The sequence below is a fragment of the Microbispora sp. H10670 genome (genome assembly GCF_014161385.1).
Lineage (GTDB): Bacteria > Actinomycetota > Actinomycetes > Streptosporangiales > Streptosporangiaceae > Microbispora > Microbispora triticiradicis.
Map to the genome: position 1 here is coordinate 196,001 of NZ_JABBWW010000003.1, position 14,994 is coordinate 210,994.

General features: G+C 71.0%; 10 protein-coding genes. 6 read left to right on the forward strand and 4 right to left on the reverse strand.

The features are described 5' to 3' along the window. Positions 1–16: 16 nt before the first annotated feature. Together HHX33_RS06605 and HHX33_RS06610 are read left to right on the forward strand one after the other, a co-directional pair. A complete protein-coding gene (locus tag HHX33_RS06605; RefSeq protein WP_138462071.1) occupies positions 17–439 on the forward strand; it encodes a DUF6098 family protein in 423 nt (140 codons plus the stop codon). A gap of 190 nt (positions 440–629) precedes the next feature. Next, positions 630–5,291 carry a HAMP domain-containing protein gene (locus HHX33_RS06610; RefSeq protein ID WP_182873810.1) on the forward strand — a complete coding sequence of 1,554 codons (4,662 nt, stop codon included), beginning with the start codon at positions 630–632 and terminating at the stop codon, positions 5,289–5,291. Here the strand turns inward: HHX33_RS06610 and HHX33_RS06615 are convergent. Continuing rightward, entirely contained in the window at positions 5,282–6,589 is a 1,308-nt protein-coding gene (locus tag HHX33_RS06615) for an NAD(P)/FAD-dependent oxidoreductase (protein WP_182873811.1), read from the reverse strand. The genes HHX33_RS06610 and HHX33_RS06615 overlap by 10 nt on opposite strands. 395 nt (positions 6,590–6,984) lie before the next feature. Here HHX33_RS06615 and HHX33_RS06620 point away from each other — a divergent pair, with 395 nt between their 5' ends. Continuing rightward, entirely contained in the window at positions 6,985–9,297 is a 2,313-nt protein-coding gene (locus HHX33_RS06620) for a cellulose binding domain-containing protein (protein WP_182873812.1), read from the forward strand. Positions 9,298–9,369: 72 nt separating this feature from the next. On the opposite strand, the gene HHX33_RS06625 is transcribed toward HHX33_RS06620, so the two are convergent. Then, a complete protein-coding gene (locus HHX33_RS06625; RefSeq protein WP_310741245.1) occupies positions 9,370–9,783 on the reverse strand; it encodes an ester cyclase in 414 nt (137 codons plus the stop codon). A gap of 269 nt (positions 9,784–10,052) precedes the next feature. Here HHX33_RS06625 and HHX33_RS06630 point away from each other — a divergent pair, with 269 nt between their 5' ends. Together HHX33_RS06630 and HHX33_RS06635 are read left to right on the forward strand one after the other, a co-directional pair. Further along, positions 10,053–11,312 carry a site-2 protease family protein gene (locus HHX33_RS06630; RefSeq protein WP_182873814.1) on the forward strand — a complete coding sequence of 420 codons (1,260 nt, stop codon included), beginning with the start codon at positions 10,053–10,055 and terminating at the stop codon, positions 11,310–11,312. 196 nt (positions 11,313–11,508) lie between these two features. Beyond that, complete coding sequence (locus HHX33_RS06635; protein ID WP_182873815.1) at positions 11,509–12,111, forward strand: sigma-70 family RNA polymerase sigma factor; 603 nt, start codon at positions 11,509–11,511, stop codon at positions 12,109–12,111. A 20-nt stretch (positions 12,112–12,131) separates the two neighbouring features. On the opposite strand, the gene HHX33_RS06640 is transcribed toward HHX33_RS06635, so the two are convergent. Both HHX33_RS06640 and HHX33_RS06645 read right to left on the reverse strand, forming a co-directional pair. Next, positions 12,132–12,527, reverse strand: a complete 396-nt coding sequence (locus HHX33_RS06640; protein WP_182873816.1) for a hypothetical protein — start codon at positions 12,525–12,527, stop codon at positions 12,132–12,134. A 24-nt stretch (positions 12,528–12,551) separates the two neighbouring features. Beyond that, complete coding sequence (locus HHX33_RS06645) at positions 12,552–13,079, reverse strand: hypothetical protein (RefSeq protein WP_310741246.1); 528 nt, start codon at positions 13,077–13,079, stop codon at positions 12,552–12,554. Between the two features lie 110 nt (positions 13,080–13,189). On the opposite strand from HHX33_RS06645, the gene HHX33_RS06650 reads away from it, so the two are divergent. After that, positions 13,190–14,953: a bifunctional metallophosphatase/5'-nucleotidase gene (locus HHX33_RS06650; protein ID WP_182873817.1), complete on the forward strand. Its 1,764-nt coding sequence runs from the start codon at positions 13,190–13,192 to the stop codon at positions 14,951–14,953. The last annotated feature ends 41 nt before the right edge of the window (positions 14,954–14,994 follow it).

Consider the following 14,994-nt stretch of genomic DNA (forward strand, 5'->3'; position numbering starts at 1 on the left):
GGCCACGGGGGGCGAGGTGAGCGGACTACCGACGATCAAGAGCCTGGACGAGCTGACCGAGCTGGTCGAACGCCGGCCCGGCCTCTACCTGCGGTACTCGAAGGGGCCGGACGCCGACGAGGGCAAGCCCAGCGTCGACTACGAGAGCGGCCTGGAGCTGCCCGGGCTGTCGGTGACCGTGCTCGACGCCGAGCACTGGTGGACGAGATCGACGCACGACTGGCTGGCCCGCCAGATGTGCAAGTACACACATCTGGCCGAGCAGGACGAGGAGCGGCACGCCTGGGTGTTGACCGGCCGCGTGGCGGGGCGGGGCCCCGACCACGAGCCGCTCATCGACCACGTCGAGCCGGTGGCGTGGATCGACGACGCGGTGGTCGAGCAGGCCCGCGAGCACTACGAGAAGGCGTTCGACGCCGGCCGCGACTCCACTGGCTGAGCCCCTCCGCGCCAGATCTCTCCGGGCCTCTCCGGACCCCTTCCGGCCGTCCCGCGTCTCCCCTGGCCTACCAGGGAGATACGGCGTTCGCACCCTGCGAGATGTACCATTCGCGCGGCCGCGGGGCGACGCGCCCGGCGGTGCTTTATATGCTTTCTTTTCCTGGTCAGACGGGATCGCGAGGGTGGACATGGTCGAGAGAGCTGGCACCGTCAAGCGCGCGAGAACATCCCGCGCCGCCGGCGGCGATCCGGAACTGGATCTGCGGGAACTCCTGGCGGGCCTGACCGCCGTACGGGACGGAGACTTCGGCACCCGGCTGCCGGAGGACGGCGACGGGCTGCTGCAGGAGATAGCGACCGTCTTCAACGGAATGGTCGACCAGCTCTCCCTCTTCACCTCCGAGGTGACCCGGGTGGCGCGGGAGGTCGGCACCGAAGGCCAGCTCGGCGGCCAGGCCGAGGTGCCGGCGGTCTCCGGCACCTGGAAGGACCTCACCGACTCGGTGAACGCGATGGCGGGCAACCTCACCAGCCAGGTCCGCTCCATCGCCGAGGTCACCACCGCCGTCGCCAAGGGCGACCTCTCCCAGAAGATCACCGTCGACGCCCGGGGCGAGATCCTCGAACTCAAGAACACCGTCAACACGATGGTCGACCAGCTCTCGTCCTTCGCCGACGAGGTCACCCGTGTGGCCCGCGAGGTCGGCACCGAGGGCCAGCTCGGCGGCCAGGCGCAGGTCCCCGGCGTGGCCGGGACCTGGCGCGACCTCACCGACTCGGTGAACTTCATGGCCGGCAACCTCACCAGCCAGGTCCGCTCCATCGCCGAGGTCACCACCGCCGTCGCCAAGGGCGACCTCTCCCAGAAGATCACCGTCGACGCCCGAGGCGAGATCCTCGAACTCAAGAACACCGTCAACACCATGGTCGACCAGCTCTCGTCCTTCGCCGACGAGGTCACCCGCGTCGCCCGCGAGGTCGGCACCGAAGGCCAGCTCGGCGGCCAGGCCGACGTGAAGGGCGTCTCCGGCACCTGGCGCGACCTCACCGACTCCGTGAACTTCATGGCCGGCAACCTCACCAGCCAGGTCCGCAACATCTCCCAGGTCGCCACCGCCGTCGCCAAGGGCGACCTCTCCCAGAAGATCACCGTCGAGGCCAAGGGCGAGGTCGCCGCGCTCGCCCAGACCATCAACACCATGGTCGACACCCTCAGCGCCTTCGCCGACGAGGTCACCCGCGTCGCCCGCGAGGTCGGCACCGAAGGCCGCCTCGGCGGCCAGGCCGACGTGAAGGGCGTCTCCGGCACCTGGAAGGCGCTGACCGAGTCGGTGAACGTCATGGCCGACAACCTCACCGACCAGGTGCGGTCCATCGCCCAGGTCACGACGGCGGTCGCCCGCGGCGACCTGTCGCAGAAGATCCGCGTGGACGCCCGGGGCGAGATCCTGGAGCTCAAGGAGACCATCAACACGATGGTCGACCAGCTCTCGTCCTTCGCCGACGAGGTCACCCGGGTGTCCCGGGAGGTCGGCACCGAGGGCCGCCTGGGCGGCCAGGCGACCGTACGCGGGGTGTCGGGCACCTGGAAGGACCTCACCGACTCGGTGAACGTCATGGCGTCCAACCTCACCAGCCAGGTGCGGTCCATCGCGCAGGTCGCCACCGCCGTCGCCAAGGGCGACCTCTCCCAGAAGATCACCGTCGAGGCCAAGGGCGAGGTCGCCGCGCTCGCCCAGACCATCAACACCATGGTCGACACCCTCAGCGCCTTCGCCGACGAGGTCACCCGCGTCGCCCGCGAGGTCGGCACCGAAGGCCAGCTCGGCGGCCAGGCGCGGGTGCCCAACGTGGCGGGCACCTGGAAGGACCTCACCGACAACGTGAACTCCATGGCCGACAACCTGACCAACCAGGTGCGGTCCATCGCCCAGGTCACGACGGCGGTCGCCCAGGGCGACCTGACCAAGAAGATCGACGTCGACGCCCGGGGCGAGATCCTGGAGCTCAAGACGACCATCAACACGATGGTCGACCAGCTCTCGTCGTTCGCCGCGGAGGTCACCCGCGTCGCCCGCGAGGTGGGCAGCGAGGGACGGCTGGGCGGTCAGGCCGAGGTCGAGGGCGTGTCGGGCACCTGGAAGCGGCTGACCGAGAACGTCAACGAGCTGGCCGGCAACCTCACCCGCCAGGTGCGCGCGATCGCCGAGGTCACCAGCGCCGTGACCTCCGGCGACCTCACCCGGTCCATCACGGTGGACGCGGAGGGCGAGCTCGCCGACCTCAAGGACAACGTCAACTCCATGGTGGAGTCGCTGCGCGAGTCGACCCGGGCCAACCAGGAGCAGGACTGGCTCAAGACCAACCTGGCCCGCATCTCCGGGCTCATGCAGGGCCACCGCGACCTGTCGGCGGTCGCCGAGCTGGTCATGAACGAGCTGGCGCCGCTGGTCAACGCGCAGCACGGCACGTTCCTGCTGGCGGAGGAGACCCCGGCGGGCGCGGAGCTGCGGGTGGTCGGCTGCTACGGCCACCGGGAGATCTCCCGCCGCCACGCGTTCGGGGAGTCCCTCGTCGGCCAGGCCGCGCAGGCCAGGCGGACGATCCTGGTGGAGGAGGTCCCGCCGGCCTACCTGACGGTCTCGTCCAGCCTCGGGCAGACCGGTCCGGCCAGCCTCGTCGTGCTGCCGATCGTGGTGGAGGACCAGGTTCTCGGCGTGATCGAGCTGGCCAGCCTGGGCCGGTTCTCCACGGCCCACCGCGACTTCCTGGAGCAGCTCGTCGAGACGATCGGCGTCAACGTCAACACGATCGTGGCCAACGCCCGCACCGACGCGCTGCTCGCCGAGTCGCAGCGGCTCGCCACCGAGCTGCAGGTGCGGCAGGAGGAGCTGCAGCGCTCGAACGCCGAGCTGGAGGAGAAGGCGGAGCTGCTGGCCCAGCAGAACCGCGACATCGAGACCAAGAACACCGAGATCGAGCAGGCCCGTCAGGAGCTGGAGGACCGCGCCCAGCAGCTCGCGCTGGCCTCCAAGTACAAGAGCGAGTTCCTCGCCAACATGAGCCACGAGCTGCGCACCCCGCTCAACTCGCTGCTCATCCTGGCCCAGCTCCTCGCGCAGAACCCCACCCGCAACCTCACGCCCAAGCAGGTGGAGTACGCGAACGTCATCCACTCGGCCGGCACCGACCTGCTGCAGCTCATCAACGACATCCTCGACCTGTCGAAGATCGAGGCCGGCAAGATGGACATCACGCCGGAGCCGGTCAGCCTGCGTCAGCTCCTCGACTACGTGGAGGCCAACTTCCGGCCGCTGACCACCCAGAAGGGCCTGCGCTTCGGCGTCACCGTCGCCTCCGGCGTCCCGGCCCGCCTGATGACCGACGAGCAGCGGCTGCGGCAGGTGCTGCGCAACCTGCTGTCGAACGCGGTCAAGTTCACCGAGGCGGGCTCGGTCGAGCTCCGCATCGAACGCGCGCCCGGCGCGGACCTGCCGGGCGCCGCCGGGCAGGAGGTCCTCGCCTTCCACGTGGTGGACACCGGCATCGGCATCGCCCCGGAGAACCTCTCGCAGATCTTCGACGCCTTCCAGCAGGCCGACGGCACGACCAGCCGCAAGTACGGCGGCACCGGCCTCGGCCTGTCGATCAGCCGGGAGATCGCCACCCTGCTCGGCGGCGAGATCCACGCGACGAGCGCGCTGGGCGAGGGCAGCACGTTCACCCTCTATCTCCCGTTGACCCACTTCGCCGCCCAGAACCTGGCGGACCGGGACGAGCCGGAGGCCGGCGTGCCGGAGCCGGAGCGGACTCAGGTCTCCCCGGTGACGACGGCCGGCGCCGTCGCGGCCGTCCTGGGCGCCGGACCCGACCGCAGGAACGGCGAGAGGGCAGGCGAGAACGGGGACGGCAGGAGCGACGGCGGGGCGCGCCGCCGCCTGCTGGTCGTCGAGGCCAGGCCGGGTGGCCTGCTGTCGATGCTGGCGCAGAGCGTCGCGGCGGACCTGCGCGACACCCACGGATCCGTACAGGTGTCGACCGCGAACGACCCGGACTCGGCGCTGTCGCTGCTGCTCCGGGAGAGCGTGCACTGCATCGTCCTCGACCTCGGCATGCCCCACGACATCGTGGCGGACTTCCTGAGGGGCCTGGACCGCGACGCCTCCCTGCGGACGCTGCCGGTGCTCGCGCACCACTCGCGCAAGCTGTCGCGTCCGCAGGAGGACCTGCTCCAGGTGCGCTCCCGCAACCAGCCGCTGGAGCGCCTGCCCAGCCTGGACGAGCTGCGTGAGCGGATCACGCTGCACCTGTCGGCGAACGAGCCCGGCGACGTGCTGCCGCTCGTGCAGCAGCCGCCCGCCGAGGAGGGCGCGCACGAGACCGGGAAGGTCGACAGCGCGCTGGTCGGCCGCAAGGTCCTGGTGGTGGACGACGACGTGCGCAACGTCTTCGCCCTCACCACGATCCTCGAACTGCACGGCATGCAGGTGCTGTACGCGGAGAACGGCCGCAAGGGCATCGACGTGCTGATGCGCAACGACGACGTTGACCTGGTGCTGATGGACATCATGATGCCGGAGATGGACGGCTACGCCGCCACCGCCGCCATCCGGTCCATGCCGCGCTTCGCCAAGCTGCCGATCATCGCGGTGACCGCCAAGGCCATGCACGGCGACCGGGAGAAGACGCTGTCGTCGGGCGCGAGCGACTACGTCACCAAGCCCGTCGACGCCGAGGAGCTCATCGTCTGCATGCAGCACTGGCTGGACCTGCCCGGCAACGGCGCCCGCGCGGACTCCGGCGAGGACCCCGGCAGCGGTACCGGCGACGGCTCCGGCGCTCAGGCCTGACCGGCGCGGTCGCGGGCGGTCCGGCCCTGCCGGGCCGCCACCGGGCGCGTGCGCAGGTCCTCCAGCACCGCCCGGGCGGCCCGCCGTCCGGAGACCAGCGCGCCCTGGATGGACCCGGTGTCGCGGTGGTCGCCGCAGACGTAGCGCCGCGCCCCGGGACCCTCGACCGGCACCCGCACCGGGCGGCGCAGCGGCATCGGGGGCGGCATCGCGGGCAGGGCCGCCTCGATCGCGTAGGTGGCGACGTGCTCCCACGACGAGGTGTCGCCGTAGATCCGCGCCAGCCGGTCCCGCACCCGGGGCTCGTCCCGGTCGCCGTGCACGCCGAGGACCGAGGTGGAGATCAGCGCGCGGCCGTCGGACGAGTACTCGGGCGCGGCGTCGGTGACCACGATCGTGTCGGTGATCACGCCCTCCGCGTCCACGATCTGCGTCGGCTCCCAGAGCGGCGACGCGGGAGCGGCGTGGTAGAAGGTCGTCACCGACCGCATCGCGGGCACCGGCAGGCCGGGCAGGAGCCGTCCCGCCGTGGCCGGGTCGGCCGCGACCACGACGGCGGCCGCCTCCATCTCGCCCCCGCCGCCGAGGGCGACGCCGGTGGGGGTCAGCGCGCCGACGGGGGTCTCCAGGCGGACCGCGTCCGGCGGGAGGCGGCCGGCGAGCTGCTCGGGGATCCGCCCCATGCCGAGGGCCGGCAGGCCGATGACGCCCCGCACGAAGGACCGCCAGAGCAGGTGGAAGATCCGGCCGGAGGTCTCCAGTTCCCGCTCCAGGACCACCCCCGACAGGAAGGGCCGGAACAGGTTCTCGACGACCTCCGGGGACGCGCCCCAGTGCCGCAGTTCCTCCTCGGTGGTGCGGCGCTCGGCGCCGCCCCTCCTCCGTACGAGGGAGCCGGGCAGCAGCAGGTCGCGGGTGGTCACCGCGGCGAGCACGGCCTTGTCCACCGGTGTGCCCACCCGGGCGAACAGGCCGCTGAGCGCCTGGCGCGGATGCCGCCACGGCAGCGTCACCCGCTCGTGCCGCCCGTCCCGGAAGACGATCACCCCCGAGGTGAACGGACGCAGGCGCAGCGCCGGGATGTCGAGGACCCGGGCGGCCTCCGGATAGCCGGTGTTGAAGACCTGGAACCCGCGGTCGAGCCGGAAGCCGTCCACGATGTCGGTGCGGATCCGGCCGCCCACGCCGTCCGAGGCCTCCAGGACCCGGACCGCCACCCCCGCCCTGTGCAGATGGAGGGCACAGGCCAGGCCCGCGAGTCCCGCGCCGACGACGATCACCGTGGCAGGCTGTGGCATGGGCCGCTCCTCCTCTTGCCGTGACGTGCCGTACGTCTACGCATCGGTATTCGAGGCCGGCGGAGGCCGCGGATGCAGCCGGCGGCCGGTCGGGTCTGTGCACGTTCCCAGCGCGGCCGTGCCCCGGAGGTGAAATTTTCAGTGATCATCACCGGCCGGCGTGGCGGGGACGACCGGCGCGGGCCCGGCCGCGAGCGCTCTCACCTGCTCGGGCGGCCGTCCGGGAACGCGGCGGGCGGCTGCGTCCACATGGGTGAATCGGGGGTGTTTGACCACTGCGCCCGTTTCGCGTTGTGATGACGCGGCACCCGGCATGGCGCCGTCGGCGTCGGCGGTGCGTCCCGGACGCCGTCGCGGCCCTGCCGGCACCACCGGCACCCTCGTCTGGAGCTTGGATGACCACACGACGAAGATTCGCGTCGATCGCCGCCGTGGCCTCGGCCGCCGCCCTCGCGGGAGCCGGGGCGCTGCCCGCCCTCCCCGCGTCGGCGGCGGCGGGCTGCCGGGTCGACTATCAGGTGACGAACCAGTGGCAGGGCGGGTTCGGCACCTCCGTGACGATCACCAACCTCGGCGACGCCGTCAACGGCTGGACGCTCACCTGGACGTACACCGCGGGACAGACGGTGACGCAGGCGTGGAACGCGACGGTCACCCAGAGCGGCGCGCAGGTGACCGCGAAGGACGCCGGCTACAACGGGTCGATCCCCACCGGCGGGACGGCGTCGTTCGGCTTCAACGGCTCGTGGAACGACTCCGCCAACCCCGTGCCCGCGAGCTTCACGCTCAACGGCACCACCTGCACCGGCGGGGTCACGAGCAGCCCCAGCGCGAGTCCCAGCACGTCACCCAGCCCCAGCGCCTCGCCCAGCCCCAGCGCCAGCCCGACGCGGTCGCCCAGCGCGTCGCCCAGCCCCTCCCCGAGCCCGTCGGCGAGCCCCACGACCATCCCGGCCGGCGCGCGGCAGATGGAGAACCTCGACCGCGGCCTGATCAGCGTGCGGTCCGGCAGCGGCAACCTGGTCTCCTGGCGGCTGCTCGGCACCGAGAACGCCGGCACGGGGTTCAACGTCTACCGGGGATCGACCAGGCTGAACTCCTCGCCGATCACCAACTCCACGAACTACCTCGACTCCGGAGCCGCCGCCGACGCGTCGTACACGGTGCGGGCCGTGGTGAACGGCGCCGAGCAGGCGTCGTCGGAGACGTCGCTGCGCTTCACCGGCGGCGACCACCTCGACGTGCCCATCCAGCCGCCGTCCGGCGGCACGACTCCCGACGGAGTCTCCTACACCTACAGCGCCAACGACGCGAGCGTGGGCGACCTCGACGGCGACGGCCAGTACGAGATCGTGCTGAAGTGGGACCCGTCCAACGCCAAGGACAACTCCCAGTCCGGGTACACCGGCAACGTCTTCGTCGACGCGTACCGGCTCAACGGCTCCCGCCTGTGGCGGATCGACCTCGGCCGCAACATCCGCGCGGGCGCGCACTACACGCAGTTCCAGGTGTACGACTACGACGGCGACGGCAGGGCCGAGGTGGCGATGAAGACCGCCGACGGCACCAAGGACGGCACCGGGAGGGTCATCGGCAGTTCCTCGGCCGACTACCGCAACTCCTCCGGCTACGTCCTGTCCGGGCCGGAGTACCTGACGATGTTCAACGGCCAGACCGGCGCGGCCCTGTCCACCGTGAACTACGACCCGCCGCGCGGGACGGTCTCCTCCTGGGGTGACTCCTACGGCAACCGGGTGGACCGCTTCCTCGCCGCCACCGCCTACCTCGACGGCGCCCGCCCGTCGCTGATCATGTCGCGCGGCTACTACACCCGTACGGTCATCGCGGCGTGGGACTTCCGCAACGGCTCCCTGACCAAGCGGTGGACGTTCGACTCCAACTCCAGCGGCAGCCAGTACACCGGCCAGGGCAACCACAACCTGGCGGTGGCCGACGTGGACGGCGACGGCAGGGACGAGATCGTCTTCGGCGCGATGGCGGTCAACGACAACGGCGCGCCGCTGTGGAACACGGGCAACGGGCACGGCGACGCGCTGCACGTCGGCGACCTCGACCCGTCGCGGGCCGGGCTGGAGGTGTTCAAGGTCGACGAGGACACCAGCAAGCCCGCGGCGTGGATGGCCGACGCCCGCACCGGATCGATCATCTGGACCAACGGCTCCTGCGGCTGCGACAACGGGCGCGGTGTCTCCGGCGACATCTGGTCCGGCAGCCCGGGCGCCGAGTCGTGGTCGTCCGCCGTCTCCGGCGTCTACAACACCAGGGGACAGAACGTCGGCCGCAAGCCCGGCTCGACGAACTTCCTCGTGTGGTGGGACGCCGACCCGGTGCGCGAGCTGCTCGACGCCACCCACATCGACAAGTACGGCACCGGTGGCGACACCCGGCTGCTGACGGCGAGCGGGGTCCACTCCAACAACGGCACCAAGTCGACCCCGTCGCTGTCGGCCGACCTGTTCGGCGACTGGCGCGAGGAGGTCGTCTGGCCGACGAGCGACAACACCGCCCTGCGGATCTACAGCACGACCACCGCGACCACCCGGCAGATCCACACCCTCATGCACGACCCGACGTACCGGCTGGCGATCGCCTGGCAGAACACCGCCTACAACCAGCCGCCCCACCCGGGCTTCTTCCTCGGCGACGGCATGGCGACCCCCGCCAGGCCGAACATCTATCTGAGGTGATCCGCCGGCGGCGGCCGCGGACCCACCTGACGAGGTCCGCGGCCGCCGCCGCGCCGAGCGCGCCCGGAGCGCTCAGCCCGGGACCGCCAGGCACAGACCGAGCTGGGCGTACAGCTCCAACTGGTCGAAATACTCCCGATGGCTCTTGATCTTGCCGTCCTCGACGAAGGACGCGCAGGTGCCGCGGAAGGTGACCGGGCGACCGGTCCCCTGCAGTTCGCACCCGTTCGGCAGCAGGATGGGCCCGAGGTGCGTGCCCGTGGCCGTCCACTCCACCATCAGGGGCGCCTCGCAGGTGACGGCTTCGTACCACGCGAAGAGGTGGAAGTCGGGGAAGCCCCTGAAGATCTGCTCGTACATCCACCCGATCTGCTCGAGTCCCTCCGCCACACCGAAGGGCGAGACGAGGACGGCGTCCGGGCTGAAGATCTCGAGCACGCCCTCCAGGTCATGTTCGTTGAGCGCGACGGTTAGCTGGCGCTTCACAGCCCATGGGTCGGACATGACGACTGTCCCTCGACGGTCGGTACGCAACGCTAGCCACCAACTTTAGCCAGAGGCCGGTCAAGCGCCGCTTTCGATTAGGTCGGCGGAGCACCACAAGCGGGTTCTGATTCCCACACGATTCGCGCGATATGCGCACAGCGGTCCCCGCGGCGTCCCGCTGACCGTGCGTCGCCGCCTCCAGGCCCTCCGCAACCGCGTGACCTGTGCCTTTGTGGGTAGGCCCTGTCACAGGGACGAGGGGAGGCAGGATGCGATCGTCGATCAGTCTCGGCCGCATCGGCGGAGTCCCGGTCGGGCTCAACGTCAGCGTTCTCGTGATCGTCGTGATCCTGGTCGTCGGGCTGGCCTTCGGGCGGTTCCCGATCGCCTTCCCCGGCCTGCCGACCGCGGCGTACGTGCTGGCCGCGCTGGTGTCGGCCGTGCTCTTCCTGGCCTCGCTGCTCGCGCACGAGCTCGCGCACGCCATCGTCGCGCGCCGGCACGACGTGGAGGTCACCGGCATCACGCTCTGGCTGCTCGGCGGTGTGGCCCAGCTCCGCGGCGAGCCCCGCTCCCCCGGCGCGGACCTCAGGATCGCCGGGGTCGGCCCGCTCACCAGCGTCGTGCTCGGCGGCCTCTTCGCCCTCGTGACGTGGGGGGTCTCCGCCGTGGGCGGGCCCGCGCTGGTCAGCGGGATGTTCGGCTACCTGGCCGCGGTGAACGTGCTGCTGGCGGTGTTCAACCTGATCCCCGCCGCGCCGCTGGACGGCGGCCGGGTGCTCCGCGCCTTCCTGTGGGCGCGCTGGGGCGACCGCCTCCGGGCCGCCGTCGCCGCCGCCCGGGCGGGCCGGGTGTTCGGCTACACGCTGATCGTCCTGGGGTTCCTCAACCTCGTCTCCGGGCTCGGCTTCCAGGGGCTCTGGCTGGCCCTCATCGGCCTCTTCCTGGTCAACGCCGCCAGCGCGGAGGAGCAGCAGACGCAGATCGACGCCGCGCTGCACGGGATCAAGGTGGCGGAGGTCATGTCCCGGCACCCCATCACGGCCCATCCGGGCGAGACGGTGGCCGGGCTGATCGACCGGCTCGTGCTCCGCCACCACCTGTCCACCTATCCGCTCGTGGACGACGACGGCCGGTTCGCGGGGCTGGTGACGCTGGGCCGCGTCCGGGCCGTCGATCCCGCCCGCAGGGAGGTCACGCCGCTCCGGGAGATCGCCTGCCCGCCGCCGGACGTGCCGTCGGCCCGGCCGGACGACCTCCTCACCGAACTGCTCCAGCGGATGAGCGGCTCCGCCGACGGCCGGGCGGTGGTGCTGGACGACGGCCGGATCGTCGGCCTGGTGACGCCCAGCGACATCAGCCGGACCATCCAGACCGTGGACCTGCGGGCGCGCGAGCCGTACCGGACCCCGCGCGGCGCCGACCTCGCCCCGCACGCTCCCGGAGGCCCGCCCGCGGGCGGTCCCACCTCCGGTGGCCCCTCCTCCAGCGGCACGATCCGGTCCGCCGGCCGCCGCGACGCGGCCTGAGAACCGGCCGCCAGGGATTCTTCTCCGGCCGCCCTGCCCGACCGCGTCGAGGCGTGGGTCAGGGCGGCCGCGCGGGCCCGTACCGGAAAGCCGGTGGCAAGCCGTGTTGAAACGGAGACCAGGGGTAGGCGACCCGTGCGACCGGATCGGACAAAGCGGTCGTAACTATAAGGTAGTCCCTCAAGGAGGTGGGGAAATGACGATCGTCGACGACACGGCGGTCGAACGGCGGCGGCTGCGGTTCGAGCGGGACGCGCTGCCGTACATCGGCCAGATCTATGCCGGGGCCCTACGGCTCGCCCGCAACCCCACCGACGCCGAGGACCTCGTGCAGGACGTCTACATGCGGGCGTTCAGCAACTTCCACCAGTTCCGCGAGGGCACGAACCTCCGGGCCTGGCTGTACCGCATCCTGACGAACACCTACATCAACACCTACCGGCGCCAGCAGCGCCAGCCGCAGCGGGCCGTGACGGAGGACGTGGAGGACTGGCAGCTCGCCGAGGCGGCCTCGCACACCTCGACGGGGCTGAAATCCGCCGAGGTGGAGGCGCTGGAGAGCCTGCCCGACTCCCGGGTGAAGCAGGCGCTCCAGGAACTGCAGGAGGACTTCCGGATGGCCGTCTACCTCGCCGACGTGGAGGGCTTCGCCTACAAGGAGATCGCGGAGATCATGGACGTCCCCATCGGCACGGTGATGTCGCGCCTGCACCGGGGACGCCGCCAGCTGCGGGCGAAGCTGGAGGACTACGCCGCCGAGCTCGGGTTCGTCCGCTCCGCGAGGACCGGGACCACCTAGAGAACCACCCGGAGGACCGGCTAGGCGTCCTCCCGGCCGGGGTTCTCCAGGCGGAAGAAGTTGCTCGGGCTGCCGTCCTTGCGATGTTCCTGGTAGACGAAGTCGAGCCGGCGCTCCTCGAACGTCCTGAACCACTCGTCCCAGGAGATGTGCTTCAGGTCCTCGCCGCCGTAGCCCGGGAAGTCGAAGCGGAGAACCCCCGGACGGCCCTCGTGCTCGGTGCCGGGGACGGTGGCGGGAGTGGCGTCCCGATCCCCCGCCCATCGCCTGATCACCTCGTGGTCGGTCGTGACCAGGCTCCGTCCCGGCCGCTCCTCGTGCTCGTCCGCCGAGGTGATCTCCTGCTCGTACTTGTGCTCGCCGGTGACCGGATGCCGCCGCCCGGCCGCTCCCCCGCTTCCACTGGGACCGCTCATGGCCACACCTCCCCTTCCCGGCAACTACCCCGCGCCGTCCCGCTTACCCGGCAGGCGCACCCAGGCCGCGGACTCCTCCCCCGGCGCGTACGCCGAGTCGAGCCGTTTGCCCACCACGCCCGGCAGGCCCTGCTCGGCCGCCGCCCGCCGTACCGCGTGGACCTCCCCCGGCCAGGACGGCGCGGTCTGCCAGCGCGGCCCGTTCACCGCGAGTGCCTCCAGGCGCGTACGGCGGCGCTCGAACGGCTCGTCCAGCAGCGACCGCCCGTCGTCGTAGAGCAGGTCGTAGCAGACGTAGCCGAGGGTCGCCCCGAGAGCCGCAACCTCTCCGTCGAGGATCACGGCCCGGCTGCCGAGCGACTCGGCCAGCGGGCGCAGCCAGCGGTGCTCCGCGGTGACGTCGGCGCCGTCCGCGTGCAGGGACTTGGCGTGGTGCTCCTGGATCACGAAAGTGTCGTCCTCACCCCGCGGCGACGGGCCGTCGGCGGGCATGGGCTCGCCGGTGCGCGCAGGGTCGCGTTTCGCCCGGTACGTCTCGAGTTTGTCGGCCACCTCATCGGTCCTACCCCGGCCTGGGTGAGAAGCGTGTCATCTTGTAGCGACATGTCCGGTTAAGAACTTCGTGACCACTTGGTAATTGCGTGACACTATCGTCACCCACCATGAGTTCAGCGATCAGGCTGACCGCGGGCGCCACCACCGTGGCCCTCGGTCTCCTCCTGCCCGGCGCCGCCGCCTCGGCGGCACCCGCCAAGACGGTGAAGATCACCGTAATGGCCAGTTCCGACATCCACGGAAACGCGCTCAACTGGGACTACTACAAGAACGCGGAGTACGACGACAGCGCGCACAACGACGTGGGCCTGGCCAAGATCTCGACGATGGTCTCGCAGATCAGGGCCGACCGCGGCGCCGGCCACACCCTGCTCTTCGACTCCGGCGACACCCTCCAGGGCACACCGCTGGACTACTACTACGCCAAGATCGAGCCGATCACCTCGACCGGCGAGACCCACCCCATGGCGAAGGCCATGAACGCCATCGGGTACGACGCCGTGACGCTCGGCAACCACGAGTTCAACTACGGCCTGCCGCTGCTCGGCGCGTGGGTGAAGCAGATGAAGGCGCCGGTCCTCGGCGCGAACGCCGTCTCCGCCGGAACCGGCCTCCCGGCCTACCGGCCGTTCGTCATCAAGACGATGAACGTCAAGGGCGAGAAGCCGATCAAGGTCGGGGTGCTCGGCCTCACCAACCCCGGCGTCGCGATCTGGGACAAGGCGAACGTCGACGGAAAGCTGAAGTTCCTCGACCTCGTCGCGACCGCCAAGAAGTGGGTGCCGGTCATCCGCGGCCTCGGCGCCGACGTCGTCCTGGTCACCGCCCACGCGGGCGACAACGGCCTGTCGTCGTACGGCTCGGACCTGCCGGTGGAGAACGCCGCCGCCATGGTCGCCGAGGAGGTGCCCGGCGTCGACGCCGTGCTGTTCGGGCACGCGCACAACGACGTGCCGCAGCGGTTCGTCACCAACAAGGCCACCGGGCGGCAGGTGCTGCTCACCGAGCCCGGCAGGTGGGGCCAGCGCCTCAGTGTCGTCGACTTCACCCTCGCCAAGGAGCGCGGGAAGTGGACCGTCACCGGCAAGTCGTCCACCACGCTGAACACCAACGGCGTGGCCGAGGACCCGAAGATCGTCGCACTGATGAAGAAGCAGCACGACAAGACCGTCGGCTACGTCAACCAGGTGATCGCGCAGTCGAAGGAGCAGCTGTCCGCGGCCGAGTCGCCGTACAAGGACACCCCGATCCTGGACTACATCCAGAAGGTGCAGACCGAGCTCGTGAGCAAGGGCGTCGCGGGCACCGCCGACGCCTCGCTGCCCGTGCTGTCCATCGCCGCGCCGTTCAGCCGCACCGCCGTGTTCCCGGCCGGCCCGGTCAGCGTGCGTGACATGGCCGGGCTGTACGTCTACGACAACACCCTGCTCGGCATCAAGATGACGGGCGCCCAGATCAAGGACTTCCTGGAGTATTCGGCGAAATACTTCGCCCAGGTCGCTCCGGGCGCGCCGATCGACCTCGCCACGCTCACCAACGCCGGCGGCACGCCCGACTACAACTACGACCAGCTGTCCGGCGTGACGTACGACATCGACATCGCCAAGCCGGTCGGCCAGCGCATCGCAGCCCTGTCCTACCAGGGCGAGCCCGTCGCCGCCGACCAGCAGTTCATCGTGGCGATCAACAACTACCGCCAGTCGGGCGGCGGCGGGTTCCCGCACGTCAGCACGGCTCCCGTGGTGTACAACGCCCAGGTGGAGATTCGCCAGGCGCTGATCGAGTACGCCACGGGGACCGGCACCATCGACCCGGCGACCTTCGCCGAGGCGAACTGGAAGCTCGTCCGCGACGGGGTCCCGGTCTTCTGACCCTTCCTTCCCGTCAGGGGTGGCCCGCGTCCTCGCGGGTC

Excerpts from the sequence above, each read along its gene's own strand:
- HHX33_RS06630 (WP_182873814.1), top strand. The coding sequence starts at position 10,053 with ATGCGATCGTCGATCAGTCTCGGCCGCATCGGCGGAGTCCCGGTCGGG.
- HHX33_RS06615 (WP_182873811.1), bottom strand. The coding sequence starts at position 6,589 with ATGCCACAGCCTGCCACGGTGATCGTCGTCGGCGCGGGACTCGCGGGC.
- HHX33_RS06640 (WP_182873816.1), bottom strand. The coding sequence starts at position 12,527 with ATGAGCGGTCCCAGTGGAAGCGGGGGAGCGGCCGGGCGGCGGCATCCG.
- HHX33_RS06620 (WP_182873812.1), top strand. The coding sequence starts at position 6,985 with ATGACCACACGACGAAGATTCGCGTCGATCGCCGCCGTGGCCTCGGCC.
- HHX33_RS06610 (WP_182873810.1), top strand. The coding sequence starts at position 630 with ATGGTCGAGAGAGCTGGCACCGTCAAGCGCGCGAGAACATCCCGCGCC.
- HHX33_RS06650 (WP_182873817.1), top strand. The coding sequence starts at position 13,190 with ATGAGTTCAGCGATCAGGCTGACCGCGGGCGCCACCACCGTGGCCCTC.
- HHX33_RS06635 (WP_182873815.1), top strand. The coding sequence starts at position 11,509 with ATGACGATCGTCGACGACACGGCGGTCGAACGGCGGCGGCTGCGGTTC.